The sequence below is a fragment of the Flagellimonas amphidinii genome, assembly GCF_013090115.1.
Lineage (GTDB): Bacteria > Bacteroidota > Bacteroidia > Flavobacteriales > Flavobacteriaceae > Flagellimonas > Flagellimonas amphidinii.
In genome coordinates this window covers 104,000-130,264 of record NZ_JABFNN010000039.1, presented here as the reverse complement: position 1 = coordinate 130,264, position 26,265 = coordinate 104,000, and the positions used below count along the sequence as shown (strand labels likewise).

The following is a 26,265-nucleotide window of genomic DNA, read 5'->3' as shown; positions in this document are numbered from 1 at the left end:
TTAAAGCACCTAAACAAGATTATGAACCACAAACAACCTTGGATTAAGGGAAGAATCAATACGTCTTTTTTGACCTTTGTAACCCTAGTTTCCATCAGCTTTAATGGTATTGGACAACAAGATTCCCAATATACCCAATATATGTACAATACCCAGGTGATAAACCCTGCCTATGCAGGCTCAAGGGAAACATTGAGTTTTGGACTATTAGGTAGAACACAATGGGTGGGTCTTGAAGGATCACCACAAACTTTAACATTCACAGCCAATGCTCCGGTGGGGCTTTATAATAGCATGGGGCTTGGACTGTCCATTGTTCATGACCAGATAGGTCCGGCAACAGAATCCAATGTTAATATAGATTACTCATATACCATAGATGTCTCACAAACCAGCAGACTATCCTTTGGATTAAAAGCAGGAGCAAGTCTGCTCAATGTTGATTTTAACCAATTGAATCTTGATAATCCCAATGATCCCAATTTTCTAGTCGAAATTGACCAAAAGATACAACCCCAAGCAGGGGCTGGCCTTTATTTTACCAATGATAGGTTTTATGCAGGAATATCGGTACCCAACTTTTTAAATACCAAGCATTTTGATGAGAACTCACTTGAGGATACCGATGTAGAGAGTATTGCTGTTGAGCGACTTCATTATTTTTTAATCTTGGGAAATGTCTTTGATTTAAATAGCAATTTAAAGTTCAAACCTGCAGCTTTGCTAAAAACCGTAAGTGGCTCTCCCTTGCAATTGGATGTATCGGCCAATTTCATGTTCAATGAAAAATTTGTTTTCGGAGCCTCTTATCGATGGGATGCATCGTTTAGCGCTATGACTGGATTCCAAATTTCAAAATCAATATTTGCTGGATTGGCTTACGATTACCAATCCACCAATTTAGAAGCCTTCAGTGACGGATCTTATGAAGTTTTTCTACGATTTGACATCTTCAACAGATCTGATAAAATTCTGATACCAAGATTCTTTTAATATGAAAAGAAGTTTAATACTTAGCATCTTTACTTTCTTGATATATCTTTTACCGCATCACGAAGTCTATACCCAAAAATCCAAGCTAAAACGTGCCAACGAAGAGTTTGACCAATATGAATTTATTGATGCTCGTAAGATTTATTTAAAAGTAGCAGAATCGGGTTATGAATCTTCCCAGTTATACAAAAAGTTAGGTGACACCTATTATTTCAACAGTGAATATGAGGATGCCATTCAATGGTATCAAAAGTTGATTGCTAAATACCCTGATCAACTAGAAGCAGATTATTATTATAGGGCAGCCCAAACCTATAAGAGCATTGGAAATTATCATGAGTCAAAAAAAATGATGGGAGAATACACTTCTCGTACTGCGGGTTCAAAAATTGCAAAGAATTTTATAGAAGGTTACCCCTATTTAGATAGCCTAGTTGATTTTGAATCCACAAAATTCGAGGTCAAAAATATTACCAATACACAATCCGGATCGGATTTTGGCCCTTCACTGTACAAGGACAAAATCGTTTATGCCTCTTCCTCTGGAAACCCAAAAGGGGATAAAAAGCATTATTGGAATAATCTCCCCTATTTGGATTTGTATGAAGCTGAAATAGATGACAATGGTAATCTATCAAAGCCCACTTCTCTTAAAGGGGATGTTAATTCACCTTATCATGAGTCTTCTGCTGTATTTACCAAAAATGGGAAAACAATGTATTTTACACGTAACAACTATATCAATGGTAAGAAAAAAAGCAATAAAGACAGGGTAGTTACCCTAAAAATTTATAGAGCAAAACTCAGTGAAGATGGTCCATGGGAAAATATACAAGAATTACCATTTAATGATGATTCGCATTCCGTTGCCCACCCAGCACTAAGTCCTGATGAAACCCGTCTGTATTTTTCATCGAATATGCCAGGGACTTATGGTGAATCGGATATTTGGTATGTAACCATTGATAGTATTACAAATACATATTCCGCTCCTGTTAATCTAGGTCCTCAAATCAATACAGAAGCTAGGGAAACCTTTCCATATGTTAGCAAAACCAACAATCTGTATTTTTCAAGTGATGGCCATCTTGGTTTAGGAGGACTGGATATTTTCGCAATCTCATTAAATAATGAAGGTAATTTTAAAAAGGTTACCAACCTAAAAAAACCAATCAATACAAATAAAGATGATTTTGGGTTTATCATAGATGAAGAAAAACAAGTAGGTTATCTTTCTTCCAATCGGGATGGAAATGAAGGTAGTAGATCAGATGATATCTATAGTATTAAGGAAAAATGTGGTACAATACAAGTAAAAGGTATGGTCACTGATGCTGCTACTGGGGAACCCATCGAGGCCTCCGTTGTTACTTTAATTGATGAAAACAATAATGAAATTTCTAAAATAAGCTCTGATGCAAATGGCCTTTTCATGTTTAAAGATTCATTGGATTGCGGCAAGCAATATGCCATACGAGCTGAAAATGATACTAAAAAATATGTACCAACCGAAGAGAATATAACTACTCCGGGAGGAACAGAAACATTGGAGGTGAGTATAAAACTAACCCAAGCAGATTGTCCTGTGGATGATTTAGGGTGTCGACTCAACCTTCAACCCATCTATTTTGATTACGGAAAATATACGATTCGAAAAGATGCTGAAGTTGAATTGGCAAAGATTCTACAAGCCATGAAAGAATATCCCCAATTAAAAATACACATAGAATCCCATACTGACTCAAGATCCAGTTACCAATTCAATATGAGACTTTCCACAAAAAGAGCATGGAGCACCAAGGAATGGTTAATTAAACGAGGTATAGACCGAAGTAGACTTTCTTCTAAAGGCTATGGGGAAACACAATTATTGAACCACTGTTCCAGTGGTGTTAAATGTTCGCAAGAAGAACACCAACTCAATCGAAGGTCAGTATTCTTAATCAAAGAATAAAAAATCAATATTAAAATTTTCAAACCCTTGATAATCAATTTATTATCAAGGGTTTATTTTTTTGGCACGCTGCTTGATATTATTTGGGTGGATGTAAATAGTTACATCTGAAATTTAAACCCTTATAATATGAAAAAGTTAGTACTCATTATAGCAGCAGTGCTCTTGGGTGTTCCTAGCATCCAAGCAGCTAAGGAAAGTACGGCTATTGCAAATAGTGCGTATAGATATGGAAACTCATTCATCTTTGTGGAAAATGGGGTAACTTTTTCAGTATACCCAGATGGTGAGTTTGATTTCTACATGGATAGTAGAGTAAATGTTGGAGTTGGTGCCCGTATCGGTAATGTAGGAGTTACATTCAACTCTGGTTATGACTACAACCCTTTCGTTCAGTATGATGATTATGGTGCTGTAATTCAAGTTGAAAACATTCCAATTTATTATGACTATTATGGTCGAGTATCACAAATTGGCGGTGTGGATATCTGGTACAGAAATGGACGTTTACGTCGCGTTGGCGGATTGAATGTTTTCTACAATGGAGCTGTATTCAGTCACTGTACAGGATTCATCAATATCTATAACAGACACTATATATACAGACCTTTCCACAGGTACTTCATTAGACCTTCTGTTGGTTTCTGTAATGTATATACAAATCCTTATAGAAGATATTATTCTCCAGTAAGATATACGTACTACAGACCGTATAGATATAATCAAAGAAGGCATTATGCCAGAATTGGAAAGACCTATAGAAATGACAACCGTTACAGAAGGGATAAAATCTATAGAAATGATAATAGAGTTGCTGTTCGAAAAGATAATCGAACTAGAAGAGACCAAGGAAATTATGGGAGAAGCAACGGTACTATTGGTAGAAATACTTATTACAGAAAAGGAAATACAGTTTCACGCTCCAATAATTCAGTAAAAAGACAAACAGCTACCAAAAGAACTGTAAGACAGGGAAATTATAGAAAAGGAGATGCTGTAGCGCGAGGAAATAACACGGTAACCAAAAGAACAGTTACACGGACACCAAATACAAAAACCGTGACCCGAAGACAGGTTACCAAAACCCCAAACCGTAAGACGGTTACTCGTAGTACAACCAATACCTACAGAAAACCTCAAGTAAAGAGCAATTCTAGTAGAAGAAGTGTTGTAAGTAGGGGAAATACTCCAAAGAGAACTGTTTCTAGAAGCACCAAAACAACAGTAAAAAGGAGCTCAGGAAACACAAATTATAGAAGAAGTAATTCTGGAGCAAAAACAAGAAGTAACTCTAGAAGAAAATAAGATAGTTTTTAGGTTGGTTAGTTGTTTACCCCGTAGTTGGATTTATCCGCTACGGGGTTTTTCTTTTCAACCACTTGGAAAGCGCTCCAGAAACATCCTCTGAAATATCAAAGCGATACAAAATTCCCAAATACATGATTCCTAATAGGGCAGATTTTAAAATGATATTCAATATGGGATGAAAGGAAAATTGTAACAATTGGAACAAAGCACCCAACAAAAGTAAGGTTGTCAAAATTTTAAAGGTGGCACTTGTAAATGGGAAAAAACCGAATTTTACTTTCACCAAGATCAATTTGGAAAAATTGAAGAGAAAAATGGAGATAAAACTAGCCCAAGCCGCTCCTTCTATACCATAAATAGGAATCAACCAAAAGTTGAGCAAAATGGTTGTGATGGCAAAACAGATACCCAGAACCAAAACAGTTTTGTAATATTCCGAATAGTAAAGAATTGCATTGATGTTTCCCAAGAGTGAATCAAAAACCTTAGCTAGGCCAAGAATCAGAATGATGAAAAAGCCACCCCTATACTCTTCAGGGAGCAAAAGGAACAAATCCTCAACATTCAAAATTATCAGTATAAACAAAATTCCAGAAGCAATAAAAGATGTCAGCGAAGTTTTTTTGTATAAATGTTTCAATTCCAATAATTCACCTTGGTTCAGATAATTGGCAGTCATGGGATAAGTAATCTGGTTCATAGCTCTTGCCGGAACTGCTATGCTGGTGGCAATGTATCCTGCTACGCTATAAAAGGCCACATTGTCCAACACAATGAACTGGTTGATCATAAATTTGTCAATTTCCAAGAGAATCAGGGCTACGGAACCTCCCAAGACCATCAAAATCCCATAAACCAACATAGTTTTTGAATCTTTGGGGAACCGGAATGTTAAATTGGGTTTATGTAAAGTAATGGCATATAACTTCATACAAACGGTTCTAAGGAGATACACCCCAACAAGTGCCTTCAAAAAAATATCCAAAGAAATCGCATCAAAATAGAGCAAAAGCAATAGCACAGTAACACAAACTCTTGCAAACACCTCTTTCATCAAGTTGCCAAAGACCGATTTTAGATGGACTTTGCTCCAAGCATAAAAAATCTCAAAATAGGACATAGCCATTCCTACCAGAAAGACATACCAAACATAGTCTTTGACAATAGCATTTTCTTTGGATAAAAATTGGGCTATAGGCTCATAAAATAGCCAAGTAGTGAGTGCCAAAGGTCCAAGAACCATTAAAGGGCTTAAAAGCATTAAGCTTAAGAAACCATCTTTACCAGATTCACCCTGTACAGTATAATATTTAATTATAGTATTGTGGATACCAAGCGCCATCAAAGGCATTAAAATAGCCCCTGTTGCCAAAATAAAATTAACTAGACCGTTATATTTTGGGTCCAAAATATTGGTGCATAGAAACAGCGTATTCACCGCTCCAAATACAAACCCAATAAATGTGGTTACCGTATTTTGAAAGGATTGTTTTAAGACGATTCCCATTGGATATATTTAGCCAACGCTTCGGTCAGTTGTTTTCTATGATACTTTTCAATGCCTTTTGAGTTGCATTGTAATTGCTGTTCTTGGAATTTATGAAACCAATCTAAAAGTACATCTTTTATTGCATTGGCATCTTTGGGAGTATATACTGATCCGGAATTGGTGCTCTTGATAATATCCCCAGCTTCCCAAGCCTCTGGCCCTATGGCCAAAATGGGTCGTTCAGCATTCATGTATTCAAAAAGTTTTCCTGGTATAATGCCTCTGGTTTCTTCGGAATCTATTTCCAACAATAACAACACTTGAGATTGCTGTTGAATGGTCACTATCTGGTCATGGAAAAGATACCCCATCCTGTTTACATAAGGCATCAGATTAAAGTCATGTAACGATTGTAATACTTCCTCCCCCACTACCCCAGCCAATTGAATCTTAAGGGTTTTTGCAAAATCTTCGTTGGCAATTACCAAATCGGCCAAGACTTTCCAGAGTACAACAGGGTTACGCCCTGTCAATAATGAACCGATATGTGAAATGGTAAAGTTTGCGTCTAAAGGTAAAATTTGCGTTGAAATGTCATCATAGCCATTGGTGATGACTTCAACGGGTTTGTCGGTAATCTTCTCAAATTCTTCTTTTGTGGCTGTACTGGTCACCAATAATTTATCTGCAGATGTAAGCACCTGCTTTTCCAACTTTTTATGTTTGGCCTGAGAACTTTGGGACAAGCGTAATCTTTTATGATAGCCAATAGATGTCCAAGGATCTCTGAAATCTGCAATCCATTGGATGGAGTATTGTTGTTGCATTCCCAACCCGATAAGATGTAAGCTATGAGGCGGTCCAGTGGTTATGATAGTTTGTATGCCTTCCTGTTGAATGAATTTAGATAGAAATGTAATAGAAGGTTTTACCCAAAACTTGCGGGCATCTGGAATAAATAAATTCCCCCGGACCCATAACAATACTTTCTCCATTGCAGAAGGTGCCTTCTCTGAAATAATACCGGAACTGATAGTCTTGGTTTTCTTTTTGGACAATATTGAAGCCCAAGCATACGGTTCCTTAATGGGTTGTTTCAATACTTTTATCCCCTTGGGAATTTCATCGACCAGCTTTTCATCCAAAATAGGATAACTGGGATTTTCAGGAACATAAACAATGGGTTCAATACCAAAATCAGGAAGGTATTTTACAAATTTCAGCCAACGTTGTACCCCTGGCCCACCGGCAGGAGGCCAATAATATGCTATGACCAAAACTTTTTGCATTTACGCCTTTTTGGATTTTTTGGGTCGAAATGAAAACCCTAACCCACCTAAAATAACCAATCCCAAAACTATACTACTTGCTAAAGCAATCTGACTTCCTGTTTGAACAACCTCTGGCTCAAACTTAAATTCAATTTCATGTTGACCTGCAGGAATCTTCATGCCCCTAAGCGCATAATTTACTTTGTAAACAGGCTCAGATTTGCCATCTACATATGCATTCCATCCAGAAGGATAGTACATTTCCGAGAGCACCGCAAAACCTTCAGAAGCATTGTTGGATTGATATTTGATATAATTAGGTCGATAATCTGTAACAGTAATAGCAGATGTGGAATCAACAGGATAACTCAACTTAACAACTCTGGGATATGTCTGGGTATCAATGATGGCCTCATGTTTAGAGTCAAAGTTTTTCAAGGCCAAAATTTCTTCATTGGAAGAACTTACAGGCAACAATTTTTCCACAAACCATGCATTGCCATTGGCTTCTTCATTTACAGCCGGAAATCTATTACCCTCCTCATCTTGTTGAATCACGTACTTGACATTCAACATGTTCAACACCTGTAAATTGTTTTGGTACAGATGATAATCGAATAGCTCTTGAAGGTTTCTTGGCTTTGCAGCGTGATAACCTCCAATGGATTTATGAAAATAGGACGTTCGCGCACCATTTAAACCTTCTTGGGGGTCAAACACCCGAAATATGGAATCATCTTGCTGAATCAATTGGTCTATCTGACCCGCTTGAAATGGTGTGTTCACTTGACGTTGACGGACAAAATCATCCTTGTTCACATAACGCAGGTCTACTCCAACTAAATCAAACAAAAGCAAAGCGCCTAAAGCAATTGCAGCTAGATTTTTACCAATTTTTTCTTTAATGAAGAACCATAGAACTGCTGCGGCCAATCCTACATAAATCAAAGACCTAATAGTATCATTAATATAAACGGCCTCCCTATCTCTCTGAATCATCCCCATTAACTCATCACCAAAATATCCGCGGTAAGTTTCATCTCGCAATCCCTCAAAATCAAAAAAGCCTTTCAAAAGAAAAATTATGATTCCTAGTCCCAGAGAAGTGAAGAAACTCCATTTTAGTGCATTCAGTTTTTCTTTTTTCTTGATAGAAGATTTAAAAAGTTCCCGTATCCCCAGAATACCTAAGGCAGGTAGACAAAGCTCCAAAACAACCTGAATGGAAGACACTGCTCTAAATTTGTTGTAAAGCGGGAAATAATCAATCATAAAATTGGTCAAAGCCGGAAAATTCTTTCCCCAAGAAAGCAGTAGTGCCAAAATAGCACCAACCAACAACCACCATTTCTTTTTTCCTTTTACCAAAATTATCCCCAGTATAAACAAAAAGAAGACAATGGCACCAACATAAGCCGGGGCAGCTACTATGGGCTGGTCTCCCCAATATAAGGGAATGCCAGAAGAAAACTCCAAAGCTTTAGTGGGTGGAAGTCCTTGGCTAGTCAAATATTCATAAGCCTTGGATTTCTTGCCCAAATCTTCATTCCCTGAACCTCCAAACAATCGAGGGGAAAACAAATTCAACGATTCTGCGATACCGTAGCTGTATTGTGTGATGTAATCATAGTCCAATCCGGAAGATGGTTCCTTCGGGCTACCATCTGGATTAATAGTGAGCGTAGATGTACCACGTGTACTCCAATCTGCATATTCCTTGGTAGCCATCAATCCAGTAGCATTGGTAGCTATGGATAACACTACTGCCAGTATCAAAATTCCAACGGAAAGAAAGAAATGCTTTAGCTCTTTTTCTTTGATGGCATAAATCAAATACACGAGTCCCAACACCAATACCAACAACATGAAGTAATAAGTCATTTGGTAGTGGTTGGCACTAATTTCCAAGGCCATCGCCAATGCGGTCAAAATAAAGCCCCATATGTATTTTTTTCTAAAAACCAGCACAATTCCGCCTAAAACCATGGGAATATAGCCCAAGGCATGAGCTTTGGCATTATGCCCTACCCCTAAAATAATAATCAGATAGGTGGAAAAGCCAAAGGCCAATGCTCCCAAAATGGCCAACCTGTATTCAACTTTAAGACAAAGCATTAAGATGTAAAAGCCTAACAAATACAGAAAAAGATAATCTGCAGGTCTGGGCAAGAACCGAATAAGTCGGTCCAATTTCTTAACATAATCATGTGGATAATTGGCTCCCAGTTGGTACGTGGGCATTCCTCCAAAAGCACTGTTGGTCCAGTAAGATTCCTCACCGGTGAGCTCTTTGTAATCGTTACGTTCTTTAGACATGCCCTTGTACTGGGCAATATCAGATTGAAAGATGGCCTTGCCCTGTAAAACAGGATAGAAATAGACCAATGAGGCCACAATGAATAAAACTAGTACACAAATGTGGGCGATAATGGCCTTTGGAGAAAGATTCATGGATAGGTTTTGAAAAGACAAATATTAGTCAATTTCTTCAAAATCTATGTATTCTCCAACTTTTTTTGAAGGATTGGATTTACGAAAAGGCTTTTTGGAAATTGTGGTTTCCCCTTCTGTATTTTGCTGACCTCCAAAGTCCTGATAATTTCTAAATTGTTGCCCAAAACGCTCCTGCGTCTTGTTCACAGCATAGTTGAGTACTTTAGGAAGCAACCATTTGGCAAGTAATTTCACCCCGTAGTATACTAATATGAGGATAAAAATCGTTTGTAGTACAACCATATAATTAAACTATTGCATCAAAATTACATTGTAAGTCCGTTTATCAACAGAAACGTTTCATAAAATAGTATTAAAATAGGTTATATGGATAATTCCTCTCTAAAAAAAGCTCTCTTTTTATTCTTTGCCGTACCAAGTGCCATCATGGCTCAATACACTGATGTCATTAACTCCAATAGACCGGGAAGGGCTGTAAGCGCATATGCCGTAGGGAAAAATGTGGCACAAGTGGAAGCTGGTTTGTTCTACGAAAGACAGAACAATGATGCGTTGAATTTTGACTCCAATATTATTGGGACCGATATTGCGCTGCGGTATGGACTATTTTTTGAGCAGTTGGAAATTGTTTACGAGGGTTCTTTTGTAACACAAAGTCTTACTTTTTCTGATCTAACACCTGATGAAACCCGAACCGATTTTACCAGAAATCGTATTGGAGCCAAATATCTCATTTTTGATCCATTTAAAGATCCTGAAAAGAACAAACCCAATCTATATAGTTGGAGGGCCAATAATGTTTTCCAATGGAAAAACTTAATTCCAGCTGTATCACTTTATGGTGGTGCCACATTTACCTTGGGCGACAATCCTTTTTATCCGGGAGATCCCAATCTCTCCTACCGAGGGGCTGTAGCTACACAAAGTAGACTTTCACCCAGGTTTGTACTCATATCTAATATTGCCTACGATCGTATTGGTACGGATTTTCCTGAATGGAGTTATGCTATTTCTGTCACACACGCATTTAGAAATCCTAAATGGAGTGTTTTTCTGGAAAACCAAGGTATTAAAAGTGATAGATATTCCGACCTTTTGGTACGCGCCGGATTGGCCTATTTATTCAGTGAAAATTTCCAAGCAGATTTTCATTTAGGCAGTAATTTTAAAAATTCGCCTTCCCGTATGTTTGGAGTAGCAGGCCTCTCCTATCGATTTGATTTCCATAAAGATGTACTAATCCCCATTGACGAACAGAGTCCAGCTCAAAACGGTCCGAAAATCAAAAAAAGTGATGTAAAAAAGAAGCGGAAAAAGAGCAAAAAGAATAAGAAAAAGAAGGACTTGGACTTTTAACTTTTGTAGTTATCATTTTCATACTTTTTGGAATATTCCTAATATTGAGTATGCAAAAAACTACTTATGATCCAAATTAAAAAGGTTAGCACCAAGGCTGACCTGAAACAGTTTGTAAAGTTCCCCTTTGCACTGTATAAAAATTCCCCCTACTGGGTCCCCCCCCTTATTAAGGATGAAATGGAATCCTTTGACAAAACCAAAAACCCCGTATTTGAGAACGCCGAAGCTTTCTTCTTTTTAGCCTATAAAGAGGGTAAAATAGTAGGTCGCGTGGCTGCTATTATTAATTGGTTGGAGATCAAAGAGCAACAAGTAAAAAAAATGCGTTTTGGCTGGTTTGATTTTGTGGATGATCTAGAAGTTTCCAAAGCCTTATTGGACAAAGTGAAAGAAATTGGCATGCAACACCAATTGGAATATATGGAAGGCCCCGTAGGGTTTTCCAATATGGATAAGGTAGGTGTACTTATTGAAGGATTTGACCATATTGGGACCATGATTACCTGGTATAATCATCCCTATTACCAATCGCACTATGAACAACATGGTTTTGTAAAGGAAAAAGAATACTTGGAAAACAAGTTTTTGGCTTCTAATGCAGACCCTAAACTCTTTTATAAGGCCAATCTATTGATTAAAAAACGCTACGGCTTACGTGAAATGAACTTTAAGAAAAGTGAGGAGATCATGCCATGGGTAGACAAAATGTTTGACCTGTTCAATGAAAGCTATGCCAAGCTTTCCTCATTCGTAAAAATCACCGATACGCAAAAAGAGTATTTTAAAAAGAAATATATCACCTTTATCAATCCAGAGTACATCAAGTTTGTGGTGGATGAAAAAGATGAACTAATTGCCTTTGCCATTGTGATGCCCTCGTTCTCCAAAGCATTGCAAAAAGCCAATGGCAAATTACTGCCTACGGGTATTTTCCATTTGTTAAAGGCCAGAAAAGAAAGTAAGGATGTTATCTTTTATTTGATCGGTATCCGACCAGATTTTCAAAGTAAGGGAGTTACGGCCATTATATTTAATGAATTCTACAAAACCTTTTCCAAAAAAGGCATTGTGAATTGTATTCGAACACCAGAGTTGGAAGATAATATTGCCATAAGGCAAATGTGGAAACATTTTAATCCCGTAACGCACAAACGTAGACGTACATACCGTAGGGACCTATAACTTTTATTGCTTTTTTACGAAAGTCATTTTTGAAAGGTTATATCTTTATGGAAAACATCATATGACCACGGTTCAAATCCTTACCAAACAGACAGAAAATGCATTTGAGTGGACCAATAAATTGATTGTCTCCGTGCCTTTCGAAAAATGGGAAATTCTAGCCAATGGAATTGATTCTAATTTAAGCTGGCAGGTCGGTCATCAAATCATCAGTATATATTACCATACGATGATGACAACAGTGGGACATATTCCAGAATTAATTGAAAAATTAGACTTACGCAAATACACAAAATCTTGTGGCTATGATACCCTTGCAAAAGATATGGTTGGGCAGACAAACCCTCAACAACTTCAGGAAGATCTAGAATACATGCAGGGACAGTCCTTGAAAATAATCAAATCATTGTCTGAAAATGACCTACAAGAAGCTGTTGAACCGACTAAAGTTCCACATCCGGTCGCAACAACCAAATTTGATGCGATAGATTGGAATATAAAACACACGATGTGGCATTGCGGTCAGATTGCAACTTGGAAGCGCATTGTAGACCATGCACATGATTTCGGAGTGAAGAAGCCGAGCTAAAACAAATGCTCCACTATTGATCAATTTCATATTCTTCAGTCTAGCAACTTGGTAATGTAACAAACATACGAGGTTATCGTCTTCCATTGGTAACCAATGATTTAAATAATGAAAATAGTCTCATATTTAAAAAATGCTTTTTCCCCATCTCAAAAATACAAGGGAGTTTGGCCTATTAAAGTCTATGTTCTTAAGCTTTTTTTCTTTCTGATGTTCTTCTTGGCGGCAAAAGAAGCCTGGACCAAATTAATCACCCATGAGGGTGAATGGAATGTAGAAGTGGCAATCGCATGGTGTGCAATAGCTGCTTATACTACATTGTCTGGCTTGGGAATCTTTCATACTTTAAAAATGTTGCCCATAATGCTCTTTATGTTTTTATATAAAGGATTATGGTTGGGGTTTGTTGCGTATCCATTATGGAGAAGTGGAGAACTTATTGGTAGCGAAGCTGCAGACTGGATGCAGGCATTTCTACCTATGATTATTCCTTTTATCTTCACACCGTGGAAATATGTTTTTCAAACCTATGTTTTGGGAAGAGATTAAAATGAAAGAAAAACAATAAATAAATCAGTAATGTTCGTTATACATCTGACTTACAAAGTAAAACTTGAAAAAGTTGACCAATATCTGGACGAACATATTGACTTTCTGAATGAACAATATGCATTGGGTAATTTTCTTGCTTCTGGAAGAAAAGTACCTAGAACCGGGGGAATAATTTTATCAAACAATAAATCTAAAATAGAGCTGGAGAAAATTATTGAAAAAGACCCTTTCAAAAAGCATGAACTCGCAGATTATGAGCTCATAGAATTCGTTCCCAGCAAAACCTGTGAGGAATTGAGTTTTTTGATGAATTGATATAGTTTCCAAAAATAGCTATCATTATGGATGAGGTAGATAAAATAGCCTTTATCGAAACAAAAAATGGGCAAATTTTAAGTACCAAATCAAAGGGGAAAACAAAATATTATATTCCCGGAGGAAAAAGGGAGTTGGGAGAAACAGATGCAGAAACCTTAGTAAGGGAAATAGCCGAAGAATTGGATGTTCGAATCGATAAAACTACAATTGAGTATGTGGGTACTTTCAAAGCACAATCAGATGGTGCCAAAGAAGGTGTGCTTGTGAAAATGACTTGTTACAAAGCCAAGTATGAGGGAATATTGAAACCATCTAGCGAAATTGAAGAAATTAGATGGTTGAACTACGAAGACTTGGGTATGATTTCTGAAGTGGACAAGAAGATCTTTAGGTTTTTAAAAGAAAAAGGAGAATTGGAGTAAATGGGAGATTTAATTACATACAGCCTAACGGTCTTCATGGGCTTTTTTGCCATTATGAACCCAATTGCAAACACTCCTATTTTCTTGGGGCTTGTTGAAGATGAAACCACAGAAAATAAAAAGAAAATTGCCCGGACAGGAACAATTACCGCCTTTATAATTGTTGTTTGTTTTGTAATAGCGGGCAAATATATTTTTGAGCTATTCGGAATTACTATTCCAGCTTTTAAATTGACTGGAGGTATTTTGATTTTTTATGTTGGTTTTGAAATGCTGATGTCACAAAAATCAAAAATTCACCAAAACAACACAGAAACAAACAATAACCTGGCCATCTCCCCTTTGGCCATACCAATTTTGGCAGGCCCTGGCACCATTGTAACTGCCATGAACAGTGTTACAAATGCAGATTACATTCACATTGTAATTGTCATTGCAATTTTTGGACTGCTTATATTCCTTACTTATCTAGCTTTTTATTTCAGTGAAAAAATTGTGGAAATAGTAGGTGCCAATCTAATTTCTGTCATTGGCAAACTAATGGGATTGATTCTTGCCATAATTGGAATGGGGATGATTACTGAAGGAATTAAACTATCTTTTACTATTTAAAAGTAATCTCCTTTAAATATCAACCAAGCCTCTGTTAAAAGAATATTCCATATCAGATATTATTCTATCCAATTCAGAAGATAGGTATTACTATGTTGGAACCTTTGCAGGAACGGAAAACCCTAGTGTAGAATGGCCACACAGGCACGATTTTTATTCAATCATATGGTTTACAGAAAGTCTCGGAATCAATGTAATCGATTTTGAAGAATATGAGATAAAGCCCAATAGACTTTTCTTCATACGCCCCAAACAAGTTCATAATTGATCCTACTCTAAAAAAACAAAAGGCTATATCATTGTTTTTGATGAACTTCATATTTCCGTTGGTAAATTGAATGACATCTGCAAGGAACAGTATGCAAAAGCCCAAAAACTATCATTTTGGAGAAAAAAATTACTGAAACAAAACGTTTACTCCATTATACGGATAAGTCCATAAAAGAAATTGCTGTGGTTGCCGCTTTAACTGCAATGGGTACTGCCACACCTCAATTAAAGGTACACATCAATGCTGCACTAAATGTAGGCCTAACTCCAGAAGAAATATCAGAAATTATGATTTTAATGTCATTATATGCAGGATTCCCCGCTTCTTTAAATGGAACTTTTGCATTAAAAGAGGTTTTAGAGCAAAGAGGGTCGAAAAAATAGTATTTATAAAAATATGTCAAAAACATTAACGGTTCAGGTGTAAACTTGAACCGTTTTTGTGTTTAATTCTGTAAATTGAAATCATAAAGATGGTGAACACAATCCCAACACAAAACCTTTAACAACTATTGAAACAAAGACATACCTATTATGAGAGTCACCATTATAAGTATACCTGTTCTGGATCAAGAAAAGGCCCTTAAATTTTATACTGAAAAACTGGGATTTCTTAAGAAACATGACATTCCGTTGGGTGAAGGAAACAGATGGCTAACACTTGTTTCCAAAGAAGCACAAGATGGCCCTGAAATACTCTTGGAGCCTGCCCCTTTACATTTTGAGCCTGCGAAGGTCTATCAACAAGCACTGTCTGATGCAGGAATACCTTATACCCAGTTTGACGTTGACAATGTGGAAGAAGAGTATAACCGACTTACCAAAATTGGTGTAGAATTTAGTATGGAGCCAAAAGAAATGGGAACGGTAAAAGTTGCTGTTTTCAATGATACTTGTGGCAATAATATTCAACTCGTAGAAAATCTATAAATACCTTTCTTTGGAAATGTTCAGAAAGTTTATTGGGGAAATTACGTTCGCCGTGGGGTTACTCATCCCAGGTTATCGGCATCATAAGGCTTGGGCACTTATTGTTTTTCTCTTATTGATTTTGCCCGCTAATATTTATGCGGCAATGCACAACATAAATTATCAAACTGGGGCCTTGGATGGCAATGGACTGAGTTATCTATGGTTCAGAATACCATTGCAAGTGTTCTTTATCATTTGGATATATGTAAGTGCGATTCGATTTTAGCATGAAAATTATGATTTTTGAAAACGCCAATGGAGTTATTGAATTAAATGGACTCCCCTTGAAAAAGGTGAAAATCAACTACACTGCGTAGTCATTGATAAAGCAAATGGATGGAGTCTAATAGGCAGATTGGATTAATTTTCTTTAGTGGAAGTCTCACTATCATTTTGAACGAATTCCTAAAAGAAGCATAAAGATAATATTCTGAGCACCTCAAGAACGTTTAAAATGGCTATTTTCAAGGATTGACAATTCCTTGCATGAAAAAACTCATTTGCATTCTTACTATATTTCTATACTGTTCAAATATTGCTGCACAGGATATCTTCCGAACCGTTTGTAAGGGAAATTTGAGTAGATTGGACAGTTTGCTTCAAGACAATTCCATCAATATTTTGGATTCCAGAGGTAGAACGTTGCTGCATTGGTCCATCGGTTGCCAACAAAAGGAAGCATTCGACTATCTACTTAAAAAAGGCATTAACCTCAATCATAAGGACAATGACGGTAGAACCCCCATGTATGTTGCGGTGCTTCGAAATAATGAGGAATATTATGATGCTTTGGTCGATGCGCAACCCGATCATAGCTGGGTTGAACTATTTGGCTCCTCTTTGCTGGAAAGAGCCATCATAAACAGGAGTACTTTGTTTGTAAAAAAGCTTATCAATAGCGGAACAAACATAAATACTATAAACAAAAGGGGCAGCACACCTCTAGAAATTGCAAAGCGTACGGGCAATACTGAAATTTATGATCTACTTGTAACTGCTGGAGGCGACGAAAGTGAAATTAGAAGTTTCGCCATGAAGGGTGCATATATGGGACAACCCTTACCCAAAACAACTCCGCTATTATTTGCGCCAAATTTCATTTCTACAGAAGATGAAGAATTTGGTGCTATTTTCAATGCTTCTGGAACCGAGTTTTACTTTGCCGCTCACATCAATGGAAAATCTGAAATTAAATTTACCCAATTGGTTGGGAATGAATGGAGTGAACCTAAAACCATTCTATCCCATAAGACATACGGCTATAACGACCCTTTTTTATCCAATGATGAAAATAGACTCTATTTTATTTCAAAAAGAGCTTTGGATGGTCTAGGGGAACCGAAGGATGTAGACATTTGGTATGTACAAAAGCAAGAAAATGAATGGTCAGAACCAATCAATGTAGGTAAAAATATCAATTCAGAAAGAAATGAATATTACATTTCATTCACGAATGATGGAACAATGTATTTTGGTTCCAATGCCAACGCTCCTGAAGAACGAAAAAGGTCAGATTACGACATTTATTACAGTAAATTCATAAATGGTGAATTTCAAAAAGCAATTCCGCTTGGTAAATCAGTGAACACACCAGCCTATGAAGCGGACGTTTTTGTAGCACCGGATGAATCCTATATCATTTTCTGTTCCACACGTGAAAATGGTTTTGGACAAGGGGATTTGTACATAAGTTTCAAAAAACCTGATGATACTTGGACAAAAGCAGTTAGCATGGGCAACAAAATAAACACCTCTTTTTATGAATACTGCCCATTTGTGACCAAAGACGGCAAATATTTATTTTATACCAGTAATCAAGATATTTATTGGGTAAGTACTGAGGTATTGAAGGAATTGAAAGAAAACAATCGGAAATAAACTAAAGTTGAATATCGTGATATGAAAAACATACTTACACTATTGGGCATTTTAGCCTTTGGAAACCTAGCTTTCCCACAGGATATCGATTCTAATAAATTGGATACTTATTTGTCTTCTTTAGAAGTCAATGACAAATTTATGGGAAGTATAGCTGTGGCAAAAAATGGAAATATCATTTATTCAAAAGTCATTGGTTATTTGGATGTAGCAAATGAGGTTAAAGCAAATGAAAAAAGTAAATATCGAATTGGTTCCATATCGAAGACATTCACCACTGTTTTAGTTTTAAAAGCAGTTGAGGAAAATAAAATTAATTTGGAGCAAACCATTGATGAATACTTCCCTTCCATTAAAAACTCAGACAAAATAACCATTGAAGATTTACTTTATCACCGCAGCGGCATTCATAATTTCACCAATGACAGCGACTATATTAATTGGAATACGGAACCCAAATCTGAGCAAGAGATGGTAGCGATCATTGAAAAAGCCGGTATTGATTTTGAACCAGATAGTAAATCGGAATATAGCAACTCAAACTATGTACTGTTGACCTACATTCTTGAAAAAACATTTGATAAATCCTATGCTGAGTTATTGAAAGAGCACATTGCGAAACCTTTAGAACTTTCCGATACCTATATGGCAGGTAGAATAAATGTTGGAAATAAAGAGTGTAACTCCTACAGATATTTGGGAAATTGGAAACTTTCACCAGAAACCGATACTTCTATTCCCTTAGGAGCCGGTGGAATTCTCTCAACCCCCATTGATTTGGTCAAATTCAGTAATGCATTATTTTCGGGAAAGCTTCTAAATACCGAAAGTCTTGACCATATGAAATCCATCAAAGGTCAATTTGGAATGGGATTGTTTCAAATACCTTTTTATGATAAAATAGGTTATGGCCATACGGGGGGTATTGATGGATTTAATTCTGTTTTTTCCTTTTTCTCTGATGGAAACATTTCGTATGCGCTAACTTCCAACGGAAGTAACTTTAACATCAATGATATTTCCATTGCGGTTCTCAGTGCAGTTTATGGGAAACCTTTCACTATTCCAGAATTTTCAAACTATACCGTTGCCAATTCAGACATTGACCAGTATTTAGGGGTTTACACATCCTCACAAATTTCTTTGAAGATAACCATTACCAAAGAAGATGCAAACCTAATTGCCCAGGCTACAGGTCAACCATCTTTCCCGCTTGAAGCTACAGCAGAACATACATTTAAATTTGACCCCGCTGGAGTAGTCATGGAATTTCAACCGTCTTCAGAAAAAATGACTCTTAAACAAGGCGGTGGGGAATTTTTATTTTCCAAAGAATAGAAAATTATTAATTCCAGCACCTTTTGTTATCTTAGGCATGAGCAAACGATTGTAACACAATCTTATACCAAAAAAGTTAATTGCCGCAGTAGGTTTCCTGTGCGATATAAAAGGTTTTCTATGTATACTAAAAAGGTTTATAAAACCCTGGACATGGCAAAATGGACTCGTTATGAAACCATTTTGTTTTTTAGCATTGTTACCACTTTAGTGGCCTTGTATTACTTTCTTGAATTACAATGGATTAAAATACCTTGGACCCCATTGGCCTTAATCGGTACTGCCGTGGCTTTTGTAATAGGTTTTCAAAACAATGCATCTTACGGTAGAATTTGGGAGGCCAGAAAAATTTGGGGAGGCATTGTAAATACTTCCCGAACATTTGGAATGTTTGTCCAAGATATGGTGACCAATGAACATACTGCTACAAAATTATCCCAAGAAGAATTACATAATGAAATTAAAACACTCACTTATAGACATATAGCGTGGATGGCTGCATTGCGACATGCTATGCGAGCATCCAAACCTTGGGAAACGGTAGTGCATGAAAAAACCAATAAAGAATGGAGCAAAGTGGTAAGGCCTCCTGAATGGGATGCCAGTATTGAAGATGACCTAAGACCTTATCTCTCAAGCAACGATTTAGAATACGTAATGGAAAAAAGCAATAAACAAACAGCATTACTCTATCTTCAATCCCATCATCTAAGGGGATTGAAGGAAAAAGGGGCAATTTGGGAGTTTGCCTTTTTGCAATTGGAAGGTGTCTTGGAAGAATTGTTCACACTTCAAGGAAAATCAGAACGTATAAAGAATTTTCCCTATCCAAGACATTTTGCCACACTCAATCATTATTTTATGTGGGTTTTCATTTTGTTGCTGCCCTTTGCCATCATTCCACAATTTTCAGAAATAGGAATTGAAATAAGCAGTAAAAATTCATTGATTGGCGATTTGTTCATTTGGTTATCCGTTCCTTTCTATGTAATTGTAGCATGGGTCTTTCATACTATGGAAAGAATTGGAAGAACAGGGGAAAATCCTTTTGAAGGTTCCGCGAACGACGTTCCCATTTCTACCATAGCTCGTGGAATAGAAATAGATTTGCGTCAAAACCTTGGTGAATCAGCTGATGAGATTCCAGAACAGTTTCCAGTGATGTACCATACACAGATGTAGCAGAAAACAATTTTCTTGCCTGGAAGTATATTACTTAGAAGTTGTAATCAACAAAAGAAAATTTTATGGAGAGGTAAAAAATTATTCTCCCATAGCAGCTGCAACAGCAGCAGAAAGTCTCTTGTATGTTCCATTTTCCAATCGATCACGAATAGCTGAAAAGGCATCCAATGTCTCCGCGATATCTTTCATGGTATGCGTAGCCGTTGGAATCATTCGCAACAGAATCAATCCCTTTGGAATTACTGGGTACACTACAATTGAACAGAAAATACCATAATTTTCACGTAAATCTTTTACCAAAGCCATGGCTTCTGGAATGCTTCCATTCAGATATACGGGAGTTACACAGCTTGAAGTTGTTCCAATATCGAACCCTTTTTCCTTCAATCCATTTTGAAGGGCATTTACGTTCTCCCACAATTTAGCTTTCAATTCAGGCATGGTTCGCATCATGTGTAAACGTTTCAAGGCACCTTTTACGAAAACCATGGGAAGTGACTTCGCAAACATCTGGGACCTTAAATTATATTTAAGGTATTCTATTATTTCTTGGTCGGCGGCAACAAATGCACCAATACCGGCCATCGATTTTGCAAATGTGGCCAAGTAAACGTCAATATCGCCTTGTACTCCTTGCTCCTCTCCTGCTCCTGCTCCTGTTTTTCCTAAAGTTCCAAATCCGTGGGCATCATCCACCAACAATCTAAACTTAAACTTATTTTTAAGCGCAACGATTTCTTTAAGAATTCCTTGTTCTCCTCGCATTCCAAAAACACCTTCGGAAATTACAAGAATACCTCCTCCAGTTTCTTGAGCCATTTTAGTGGCACGCTCCAAGTTTTTCTCTAAACTTTCAACATCATTATGTTTGAAAGTAAATCTTTTTCCCATGTGTAGACGCACACCATCTATAATACAAGCGTGACAATCAACATCATAAACAATGATATCATCTTTGGAAACCAATGCATCTATTACGGACATGAAGCCCTGATAACCAAAATTTAATAAGTACGACGCTTCTTTTTGGGAGAACTCTGCCAATTCACGCTCCAATTGCTCATGATAGTCTGTATGTCCGCTCATCATACGAGCTCCCATAGGATAAGCCGCACCGTGCTCTAGGGCAGCTTCACCATCCACTTTTTTGATTTCGGGTAGATTTGCCAACCCCAAATAATCATTGATACTCCACGTAATGACCTCTTTTCCTTGAAATTTCATCCTATTGGAGATGGGTCCTTCCAATTTTGGGAATACAAAATAACCTTCTGCTTGGGAAGCCCATTTTCCCAAAGGCCCCTTATTCTCAATGATTCTATCAAACAAATCTCTCATCTACCCTAAATTTGATTCAAATGCAAAAATATAGATTTTTCACTAGTGCTCATAACTAAAATTGGATATAAAAAAACGACAATGAATTTCACTGTCGTTCAACGAGTTAGCACTTTATTAGTTATTATTTAATGTATTCAACCTTTTGTGGCTCTTCAGCATTCTTATTATCGAAGAATCCTTGGTTTTCCATCCATTCGTTGCTATAAACTTTACTCATGTATCGAGATCCATGATCTGGGAAAATAACTACTATATTACTGTCTTTGGTAAACTCTCCCTCGGTATTTAATTGATAAAGTGCCTGCATGGCCGCACCACTGGTATACCCTACGAACATACCTTCAGTATATGCTATTTTTCTGGCCATATGTGCACTTTCTCCATCGGTCACCTTAATATATCGGTCAATACAATTGAAGTCGGTTGCAGCTGGAATTAAATTCTTGCCAAGCCCTTCAATTCTGTATGGATAAATCTCGTTATGATCAAACTCTCCAGTCTCATGGTATTTTTTAAGTACGGAACCATAAGCATCCACACCAAGAATTTTAACCTTTGGGTTTTGCTCCTTCAAATATCTAGCTATACCTGAAATAGTCCCCCCTGTTCCGCTACAGGCTACCAAATGTGTAATGGTACCATTGGTCTGCTCCCAAATTTCGGGTCCAGTAGTTTGATAATGTGCCTCTATATTGAGCTCATTAAAATACTGGTTGATATAAATGGAATTCTCGGTTTCGCTATGCAGACGTTTTGCCACTTCGTAATAAGAACGAGGGTCATCCGCGCTAACATGAGCTGGACATATATAAACCTTGGCTCCCATGGAGCGAAGCATATCTATCTTATCTGGAGATGACTTAGAACTAACGGCCAGAATACAATCGTATCCCTTTACAATACTCACCATGGCCAAACTAAATCCAGTATTACCTGAAGTAGTTTCAATAATAGTACTCCCTGGCTTGAGGATACCTTTTTTTTCTGCTTGATCAATAATATAAGCCGCTATTCTATCCTTGGACGAATGTCCTGGGTTAAAGGCTTCAATTTTAGCATAAAAGTTTCCTGTAAGAGGGGCTGCAATTTTGTTTAGCTTAACTAAGGGGGTATTTCCAATTAAGTCAAGGATATTGCTGTAAGCATTTATCTGTTTCTTCATAACTGGTATTAGGTAAGGAATAAATCCGACCAACGGTAAGATTTCTTCGGCACAAAAATAGTATTTTTTATTTTAAGGTATCTTATTTTCTAGATCAAGAATAAAAGCATACTCTTTGGCCACTTCCTTGAGGGCCTCAAAACGACCTGATGCCCCTCCGTGTCCGGCCTCCATATTTGTATCCAAAAATAAGAGATTATCATCGGTTTTGTACTCTCTTAGCTTGGCAACCCACTTCGCAGGCTCCCAGTATTGTACTTGGGAATCATGGAGTCCGGTTGATACATACATATTAGGATAGTTTATAGCCTCTACATTGTCATACGGGGAATAAGATTTCATATAGTCATAGTATTCCTTTTCATTTGGATTTCCCCATTCATCATATTCTCCGGTAGTAAGTGGAATTGAGTCATCCAACATAGTAGTCACTACATCTACAAACGGTACTGAAGCTATAACTCCACGATATAGTTCAGGGGCCATATTTACCACAGCACCCATGAGTAATCCCCCTGCAGAACCTCCACTGGCATATAAATGCTCAGATGAAGTATATTTCTTTTCAATCAAGTGCTTGGAAGAATCAATAAAATCGGTAAATGTATTTTTCTTCTGCAAAAGTTTTCCATCTTCGTACCACGGTCTTCCCAAATATTCACCTCCTCTAATATGAGCAATGGCATAAATGAACCCTCTATCCAATAAACTCAATCTAATCGTGGAAAAATAAGGGTCAATGGTGTGGCCATAGGATCCATAGGCATATTGTAACAATGGACTTGTACCATCCAAAGGAGTGTCTTTATGATAAACCAATGAAATAGGAACTTTAGCGCCGTCTCTTGCTGTAGCCCATAAACGTTCTGTTTTATAATTGGATTTATCGAATGTTCCTCCCAAAACTTCCTGTTCTTTCAGGATTTTTTTGGTTTTGGTTTCCATATTGAAGTCAATAACAGCGTAGGGTGCGCCCATTTCGTTATAATAATAGCGCAGTTCCTTGGTGTCAAAATCCAAGTTCACCGAAGTTCCCGCTACATAGGTCTCACTAGCAAAAGGTAATTGATAACTTTCCGAACCATCCCATTTGGAAATTTTAAGCAGGTTCAATCCATTTTCCCGTTCTGAAAGCACATAGTAATCCTTGAAAATATCCAAATCTTCCAATAGAACATTTTCCCTGTGCGGAATAAATTCTTCCCAAAAATCAGCGTGTGTTTTATTTTCCGAAGTTTTCATCAATTTAAAGTTGGTGGCTCCATCCTTATTGGTAAGCACATAAAAGTCGCCATTATAATGCGCTATGGAATACTCCACCCCTCTTTCCCGTGGAGAAAACACTTTAAATTTTCCATCTGGGTCATCTGCAGCTAGAATTTGATACTCTGTGGTCAATGTACTGGCAGAACCTATGACAATATATTTTCTGGATTTAGTCTTATAAACAAAAGTTCGATACGTGTCATCGACCTCGTGAAAAATAAGAACATCTTCGTCAGCAGGTGTCCCCAGCTTATGCTTATAAATTTTATCTCCCCTTAAGGTAACAGGATCCTTTTTGGTATAGAAAAGGGTTTTGCCATCGTTGGCCCAAACAGCTCCACCTGTTGTATTTTCAATTTTATCAGGATAAATCTCCCCAGTCTTCAGGTTCTTAATTTGAATGGTGTATTGCCTTCTTGATACAGTATCAGTTGCAAAAGTGGCCATTGTGTTGTCTGGGCTCACAGAAATGCCTTTCAAATTATAGAAATCATGGCCTTTGGCCATTTCATTGCAATTGAACATGATTTGCTCCTCAGCGTCTAAATCACCCTCTTTTCGAGAGTGAATGGGATATTCCTTGCCCTCTTCATATCGAGTGATGTACCAATATCCGTCCAACTTATAAGGTACGGAAGAATCGTCTTCCTTTATTCTCGATTTTATCTCTTTAAAAAGATCTTCTTGAAATTGTTTGGTATGGGATGTCATCTGATGGTAATAATCGTTCTCAGCGTTGAGATAGTCAATTACCTCTTGATTTTCCTTGTCATTCATCCAATAATAATTGTCCACTCTAACATCTCCATGCTTTTCAAGCTTGGTTGGCTTCTTATTCGCTACTGGGGGTTGTATACTCATCGATGTTTCGTTTTGATTTTTACAAGAGCCTGCAAAAATAAGGCATAAGGCAAGAAAAAGGATACGGGTGGTAAGTGTTTTCATGAATTATTGTTTGCCGCAATTTATTACTTTTGAATTCAAAACAAGCGAATTATGTTTGGAGATTTAATGGGTATGATGGGTAAATTGAAAGAGACCCAAAAGAAAGTTGAAGCCACTAAAGAACGATTGAACACTGTTATGGTGGATGAGCAATCCCAAGATGGTTTATTGAAGGTGACGCTTACCGCCAATAGAGAAATCAAAACCATTAATATAGATGATTCTTTGCTTGAAGATAAGGAGCAACTTGAAGATTATCTTGTACTTACCCTAAATAAGGCAATTAAAAAAGCATCCCAAGTCAATGAAACGGAACTGGCTGCCGTAGCCAAGGAAGGAATGCCCAATATCCCAGGAATGGATTCTTTTTTTAAATAGGTTATCCTAAGTTTTTAAGGACTTTTAATAGGTGCTCGTGCATTTCATCTGTGTAATCTAGATGGGTGACAATACGCAATTTCCCTTGCCCCATGCCAATAATTGAGATTTGGTTTTCTTCCAAAAGTTTCAAGAAGTCTGCTGATTTTATTTTAGATTCATCCAACTCAAAAATAATGATGTTGGTTTCTATTGGCTCCACTTTTTTGATAAAATCAAGTTCAAGCAAAACCCTTCCAATTTCTTTAGCCTTTTGATGGTCTATAGCGAGTCTATCAATATGGTGTTCTAAAGCATAGATTCCCGCAGCGGCCAAAAAACCAGATTGCCGCATTCCACCACCCAATACTTTTCGAACGCGGATTGCACCATCGATCAGTTGTTTACTTCCCACCAATACAGAACCCACAGGACAGCCCAATCCTTTGCTCAAGCACACACTAATTGAGTCAAAAAGTGCTCCGTATGCTTTTGGGTCTTCCTTTTTGGCCACTAAAGCATTCCATAGCCGGGCACCATCCAAATGATAACTGAGTCTATTTTCTGTACAGACATTTTTAATCTTTTGTAGCTCTTCAAAACTCCAACAGGCTCCTCCCCCTTTGTTGGTTGTATTTTCTATACAGATCAAGGAAGTTAAAGGGCTGTGGTAGAAATCGGGAGGATTTATAGCTTCAAATACTTGCTGTGCCGTCATCATCCCTCGATGTCCATCAACCAGCTTACAGGAAACACCACTGTTAAAGCTAACTCCTCCCCCTTCATAATTGTATATATGGGCATATTTGTCACATATCAACTGCTGTCCTGGTTGGGTATGCAATTTTATAGCTGTTTGATTGGCCATAGTACCACTGGGAAAAAATAAGGCGGCTTGTTTGCCAAAGTAATCTGCCACTTTTTCTTCCAATGCATTTACACTAGGGTCATTTTTGAAGACATCATCCCCAACTTTGGCGCTCATCATAGCTTCCAACATCCCAGGGGTAGGTTTTGTTACGGTATCGCTGATAAGGTTTATTTGCAT

26 protein-coding genes are annotated in these 26,265 nt (G+C 37.4%); 18 read left to right on the top strand and 8 right to left on the bottom strand.

The genetic code is table 11. From position 1 onward, the window contains the following. Positions 1-21 precede the first annotated feature (21 nt). From HJC33_RS12415 to HJC33_RS12405, 3 genes are all read left to right on the top strand, one after another. Positions 22-993 carry a PorP/SprF family type IX secretion system membrane protein gene (locus HJC33_RS12415; protein WP_171659144.1) on the top strand — a complete coding sequence of 324 codons (972 nt, stop codon included), beginning with the start codon at positions 22-24 and terminating at the stop codon, positions 991-993. Between the two features lies 1 nt (position 994). Beyond that, the gene (locus tag HJC33_RS12410) at positions 995-2,947 is read left to right on the top strand and encodes an OmpA family protein (RefSeq protein WP_171659143.1); all 1,953 of its coding nucleotides are present in this window, start codon (positions 995-997) and stop codon (positions 2,945-2,947) included. Between the two features lie 129 nt (positions 2,948-3,076). Next, positions 3,077-4,252, top strand: a complete 1,176-nt coding sequence (locus HJC33_RS12405) for a hypothetical protein (RefSeq protein ID WP_171659142.1) — start codon at positions 3,077-3,079, stop codon at positions 4,250-4,252. 49 nt (positions 4,253-4,301) lie between these two features. Here the strand turns inward: HJC33_RS12405 and HJC33_RS12400 are convergent, their stop codons facing one another. Genes HJC33_RS12400 through HJC33_RS12385 form a run of 4 tightly spaced genes read right to left on the bottom strand, consistent with a single transcriptional unit; the run spans position 4,302 to position 9,751 of the window. Further along, the gene (locus HJC33_RS12400; RefSeq protein WP_171659141.1) at positions 4,302-5,762 is read right to left on the bottom strand and encodes a lipopolysaccharide biosynthesis protein; all 1,461 of its coding nucleotides are present in this window, start codon (positions 5,760-5,762) and stop codon (positions 4,302-4,304) included. Continuing rightward, entirely contained in the window at positions 5,747-7,033 is a 1,287-nt protein-coding gene (locus HJC33_RS12395; protein WP_171659140.1) for a glycosyltransferase family protein, read from the bottom strand. Before HJC33_RS12395 ends, HJC33_RS12400 begins: the two co-directional genes overlap by 16 nt. Further along, positions 7,034-9,466 carry a YfhO family protein gene (locus HJC33_RS12390; RefSeq protein WP_171659139.1) on the bottom strand — a complete coding sequence of 811 codons (2,433 nt, stop codon included), beginning with the start codon at positions 9,464-9,466 and terminating at the stop codon, positions 7,034-7,036. Positions 9,467-9,490: 24 nt separating this feature from the next. Further along, positions 9,491-9,751, bottom strand: a complete 261-nt coding sequence (locus tag HJC33_RS12385) for a DUF4834 family protein (RefSeq protein WP_171659138.1) — start codon at positions 9,749-9,751, stop codon at positions 9,491-9,493. 84 nt (positions 9,752-9,835) lie between these two features. On the opposite strand from HJC33_RS12385, the gene HJC33_RS12380 reads away from it, so the two are divergent. The 14 genes from HJC33_RS12380 to HJC33_RS12315 all read left to right on the top strand — a co-directional run bounded on the left by HJC33_RS12380 (position 9,836) and on the right by HJC33_RS12315 (position 20,143). Continuing rightward, positions 9,836-10,825 (top strand): transporter, encoded by a 990-nt coding sequence (locus HJC33_RS12380; protein WP_171659137.1) that lies wholly within the window; start codon positions 9,836-9,838, stop codon positions 10,823-10,825. Between the two features lie 66 nt (positions 10,826-10,891). Further along, positions 10,892-12,010, top strand: coding sequence for a GTP cyclohydrolase (locus HJC33_RS12375; RefSeq protein ID WP_171659136.1), 1,119 nt, complete (start codon positions 10,892-10,894; stop codon positions 12,008-12,010). 61 nt (positions 12,011-12,071) lie between these two features. Further along, positions 12,072-12,599 (top strand): DinB family protein, encoded by a 528-nt coding sequence (locus HJC33_RS12370; RefSeq protein ID WP_171659135.1) that lies wholly within the window; start codon positions 12,072-12,074, stop codon positions 12,597-12,599. Between the two features lie 108 nt (positions 12,600-12,707). Next, the gene (locus tag HJC33_RS12365; protein ID WP_171659134.1) at positions 12,708-13,148 is read left to right on the top strand and encodes a hypothetical protein; all 441 of its coding nucleotides are present in this window, start codon (positions 12,708-12,710) and stop codon (positions 13,146-13,148) included. A 30-nt stretch (positions 13,149-13,178) separates the two neighbouring features. Then, positions 13,179-13,466 carry a YciI family protein gene (locus tag HJC33_RS12360; protein WP_171659133.1) on the top strand — a complete coding sequence of 96 codons (288 nt, stop codon included), beginning with the start codon at positions 13,179-13,181 and terminating at the stop codon, positions 13,464-13,466. 26 nt (positions 13,467-13,492) lie between these two features. Continuing rightward, complete coding sequence (locus HJC33_RS12355; protein WP_171659132.1) at positions 13,493-13,891, top strand: NUDIX hydrolase; 399 nt, start codon at positions 13,493-13,495, stop codon at positions 13,889-13,891. Beyond that, positions 13,892-14,503, top strand: a complete 612-nt coding sequence (locus HJC33_RS12350) for a MarC family protein (RefSeq protein ID WP_171659131.1) — start codon at positions 13,892-13,894, stop codon at positions 14,501-14,503. It begins immediately after the preceding gene. A gap of 16 nt (positions 14,504-14,519) precedes the next feature. Beyond that, the gene (locus HJC33_RS17500; protein WP_171659634.1) at positions 14,520-14,771 is read left to right on the top strand and encodes an AraC family ligand binding domain-containing protein; all 252 of its coding nucleotides are present in this window, start codon (positions 14,520-14,522) and stop codon (positions 14,769-14,771) included. A gap of 116 nt (positions 14,772-14,887) precedes the next feature. Next, positions 14,888-15,157, top strand: a complete 270-nt coding sequence (locus tag HJC33_RS12340) for a carboxymuconolactone decarboxylase family protein (protein WP_246245548.1) — start codon at positions 14,888-14,890, stop codon at positions 15,155-15,157. A 150-nt stretch (positions 15,158-15,307) separates the two neighbouring features. Then, positions 15,308-15,703 carry a VOC family protein gene (locus HJC33_RS12335; protein ID WP_171659130.1) on the top strand — a complete coding sequence of 132 codons (396 nt, stop codon included), beginning with the start codon at positions 15,308-15,310 and terminating at the stop codon, positions 15,701-15,703. 16 nt (positions 15,704-15,719) lie between these two features. Further along, on the top strand, positions 15,720-15,971 hold the full coding sequence (locus tag HJC33_RS12330) for a DoxX family protein (protein WP_216366698.1): 252 nt from the start codon (positions 15,720-15,722) through the stop codon (positions 15,969-15,971). A 260-nt stretch (positions 15,972-16,231) separates the two neighbouring features. Next, positions 16,232-17,623 (top strand): ankyrin repeat domain-containing protein, encoded by a 1,392-nt coding sequence (locus HJC33_RS12325; RefSeq protein WP_171659129.1) that lies wholly within the window; start codon positions 16,232-16,234, stop codon positions 17,621-17,623. Positions 17,624-17,644: 21 nt separating this feature from the next. Further along, a complete protein-coding gene (locus tag HJC33_RS12320) occupies positions 17,645-18,961 on the top strand; it encodes a serine hydrolase domain-containing protein (protein WP_171659128.1) in 1,317 nt (438 codons plus the stop codon). A gap of 153 nt (positions 18,962-19,114) precedes the next feature. Continuing rightward, entirely contained in the window at positions 19,115-20,143 is a 1,029-nt protein-coding gene (locus HJC33_RS12315) for a bestrophin family protein (RefSeq protein ID WP_246245547.1), read from the top strand. Positions 20,144-20,224: 81 nt separating this feature from the next. Here the strand turns inward: HJC33_RS12315 and HJC33_RS12310 are convergent, their stop codons facing one another. The 3 genes from HJC33_RS12310 to HJC33_RS12300 form a co-directional block, all read right to left on the bottom strand. Continuing rightward, positions 20,225-21,484, bottom strand: coding sequence for a cysteate-C-fatty acyltransferase (locus tag HJC33_RS12310; RefSeq protein WP_171659126.1), 1,260 nt, complete (start codon positions 21,482-21,484; stop codon positions 20,225-20,227). A gap of 124 nt (positions 21,485-21,608) precedes the next feature. After that, positions 21,609-22,649, bottom strand: a complete 1,041-nt coding sequence (locus HJC33_RS12305) for a cysteate synthase (protein ID WP_171659125.1) — start codon at positions 22,647-22,649, stop codon at positions 21,609-21,611. A 72-nt stretch (positions 22,650-22,721) separates the two neighbouring features. Then, entirely contained in the window at positions 22,722-24,860 is a 2,139-nt protein-coding gene (locus HJC33_RS12300) for a S9 family peptidase (protein WP_171659124.1), read from the bottom strand. 51 nt (positions 24,861-24,911) lie between these two features. Here HJC33_RS12300 and HJC33_RS12295 point away from each other — a divergent pair, with 51 nt between their 5' ends. Then, the gene (locus HJC33_RS12295; RefSeq protein ID WP_171659123.1) at positions 24,912-25,238 is read left to right on the top strand and encodes a YbaB/EbfC family nucleoid-associated protein; all 327 of its coding nucleotides are present in this window, start codon (positions 24,912-24,914) and stop codon (positions 25,236-25,238) included. A 1-nt stretch (position 25,239) separates the two neighbouring features. Here the strand turns inward: HJC33_RS12295 and HJC33_RS12290 are convergent, their stop codons facing one another. Continuing rightward, positions 25,240-26,265 carry a threonine aldolase family protein gene (locus HJC33_RS12290; protein WP_171659122.1) on the bottom strand — a complete coding sequence of 342 codons (1,026 nt, stop codon included), beginning with the start codon at positions 26,263-26,265 and terminating at the stop codon, positions 25,240-25,242.